At 63.8% G+C, this 373-nt stretch carries 1 protein-coding gene; it reads left to right on the top strand.

From position 1 onward, the window contains the following. Window positions 1–373, top strand: a 373-nt coding sequence (locus tag ADL15_RS51545; protein WP_157441473.1) for a condensation domain-containing protein, incomplete at both ends; no start/stop codon positions are given.

Genomic DNA, 373 nt, shown 5'->3' with positions numbered 1-373 from the left:
GTGGGATGCGGAGTTGCATCGGGGTCTGGTCGAGTTGGCGCGGTCGACCGGGACGAGTTTGTTCATGGTGTTGCAGGCTGGTCTGGCGACGTTGCTGAGCCGGTTGGGTGCCGGGCAGGACATTCCGATCGGTAGTCCGATCGCGGGTCGTATGGACGAGGCGCTCGATGATCTGGTCGGTTTCTTCGTCAACACTTTGGTGCTGCGTACGGATGTGTCGGGTAACCCGTCGTTCCGGGATCTGCTGGGGCGGGTGCGGGAGGTGGATCTGGCCGCGTACGCGCAGCAGGATGTGCCGTTCGAGTATCTGGTGGAGGTGCTGAACCCGGCACGGTCGCTGGCGCATCACCCGCTGTTCCAGGTCATGCTCGCC

The organism is Actinoplanes awajinensis subsp. mycoplanecinus, from assembly GCF_001509495.1.
In the GTDB taxonomy this organism is placed as follows: domain Bacteria; phylum Actinomycetota; class Actinomycetes; order Mycobacteriales; family Micromonosporaceae; genus Actinoplanes; species Actinoplanes palleronii.
The sequence above is the reverse complement of the archived record's forward strand: the minus strand, read 5'-3'. Positions and strand labels throughout refer to the sequence as shown.